The organism is Curvivirga aplysinae (assembly GCF_009711445.1).
Taxonomy (GTDB): domain Bacteria; phylum Pseudomonadota; class Alphaproteobacteria; order UBA8366; family Aestuariispiraceae; genus Curvivirga; species Curvivirga aplysinae.
The window spans coordinates 1-1,986 of sequence record NZ_SMMC01000026.1 but is presented as its reverse complement, the minus strand read 5'-3'; the positions used below and the strand labels follow the sequence as shown (position 1 = coordinate 1,986).

At 36.9% G+C, this 1,986-nt stretch carries 3 protein-coding genes; 1 reads left to right on the top strand and 2 read right to left on the bottom strand.

Annotation, left to right across the window (positions count from 1 at the left end; translation table 11 throughout):
- A partial coding sequence (locus tag E1160_RS00185; RefSeq protein WP_155152976.1) for a PAS domain-containing sensor histidine kinase occupies positions 1 to 1,275 on the top strand: 1,275 nt, incomplete at its 5' end.
- Positions 1,276 to 1,378: 103 nt separating this feature from the next.
- On the opposite strand, the gene E1160_RS00180 is transcribed toward E1160_RS00185, so the two are convergent.
- Together E1160_RS00180 and E1160_RS00175 are read right to left on the bottom strand one after the other, a co-directional pair.
- Entirely contained in the window at positions 1,379 to 1,576 is a 198-nt protein-coding gene (locus tag E1160_RS00180; RefSeq protein ID WP_155152975.1) for a hypothetical protein, read from the bottom strand.
- Positions 1,563 to 1,820 carry an Ig-like domain-containing protein gene (locus tag E1160_RS00175; RefSeq protein ID WP_328597101.1) on the bottom strand — a complete coding sequence of 86 codons (258 nt, stop codon included), beginning with the start codon at positions 1,818 to 1,820 and terminating at the stop codon, positions 1,563 to 1,565. Before E1160_RS00175 ends, E1160_RS00180 begins: the two co-directional genes overlap by 14 nt.
- Positions 1,821 to 1,986: the final 166 nt, after the last annotated feature.

The window sequence follows — 1,986 nt, the reverse complement described above, 5'->3', positions numbered from 1 at the left end:
AATATGAATGAAACTGGCTTTATATATTTGTTATTAGCAATCGCTTTTGGTTGCGGTTTTCTGACATGCCATGCTTTTGCAAAAACAAAAGAACGCCACAAAAAACAGATAAATAAGAAGAATGACTCTCCTTACTATCTTGGAGAAGGTGGGTTATTTGAAACAATTCTGAATTCTGTACCTGTGACGGTTAGTATTAAAGATACGGATTACAAATACATCTTTGTCAATCAGTATCAAGCTGACATGCTTTATAAGATCCCCCCTTCTGAAACCGTTGGAAAAACAGCATCTGAACTTATCAACAAATCTTACGGTAGCTATACGACAAATAATGATCAGACCGTTATTTCAACTGGCAAGGCTTTAACAAATTACGAAGAAACAATACCGGACGTAAATGGCAAAGAATACAATGTCGTTACGACGAAGTCTCCTATCTTTGACGAAGACGGGAAAGTAAGGGCAATTATAACAATCTCAATGGATCTTTCCGCCCAAAAACATGCTGAGACCAAACTTCAGGAAAGTTTGGCTTTAGCAGAAAACGCCAATATTTCCAAATCCAACTTTATTGCATCAATGAGTCATGAATTACGCACACCTCTAAATGCAATCATCGGGTTTTCAGATATGATGAGACAAGAAATATACGGTCATATCAAAAATAAAAAATACATGGAATATCTGGATGACATCCATGCAAGCGGCAGCCTACTGCTAGACATGGTTAACGATATTCTTGAATTATCAAAGCTAGAATCTGAGCAATTCAATTATGCGACTGAAAGTTATAATGTAACTGAGTTTTCTAAAGAAATCGTGGAGCGCTTTAAAAGAAGCCAAAGCAATAATAATGTCGATTTTTCTGTTCAAGTTTCCCCCGATGTACCAAAAAAACTTACTGCAAATAAGAAAATGCAAACCCAGATTCATCTAAATCTGTTAAGTAATGCATATAAACATGTGGACAAAGAAAGCGGCAAAATCATATTTGATTGGAGTGTCATTAACCAAGACAAAATACAATTACAGGTTATAGATAATGGTTCCGGTATGTCGGAAGAGACCATAGAACAAATAGGACAACCTTTTATGTTGGGGGATGACGCCTATAAAGCCAAACATGAATATGTCGGCATTGGTTTAGGCTTGTATGTAACAAAAAAAATAATTGAAGCCCGCGGAGGCTCTCTATCAATAGAAAGTCAGCTAGGAGAAGGCAGCACATTCAAAATATGCTGGCCATTGTCTACGCTAACTCCTAGCTCTTAAATATCTTAACGAATTGCTTGATTCTATATTCAAAGATGTCCGTCTTCAGTAGTACGAAAACAGTAAAGAGCGACATACCATCACAATCTAATGTATAGGACATCTAGAGATAATCATCGATATGATCAAAATTAATACCTCCACGAACATCAAAGGCAGAAGCATCATAGAGAGGACGGAACCCTTCCATGCCTTGAGTAGCATGTCGGTTATTACCACTCTTATCTGACCACTGTTCAATCGTCCCATTTAAATCAACATCCGTGATCGTAGATGAAGCAGATGCATCAAGGCCAAACACCTAACAAATTAGTCACAGGTGGTGGCGCCTGGGTAACAACATTACCCAAACCATTTGGATCGGTCACGCGATATATAAAACTATCATCACCTTTAAAATCAATCGCCAGTGTATAAGTATAAGTCCCATCAGCATTAACCGTAACCGTACCATTAGCCGGTTGCGTCACCGCAGAGAAGGTTAAAGCATCTCCATCAGCAAGTAACTTATCTAGACTATGTGTTACAGAAGTATTTTCGACAATTTAAATGAAATGAGTAGCCATAAGCGCTCCCATTTTAGATTGCAATACCCTATCATCAGCCTAAATTAGATATTGATAAAAAGACGATATTAGTGAATATTTTTAAACAATAATAATCATCTATAGATTGTTTTTTATGGTATCTTTATATCTAAGAGAGTCAAGA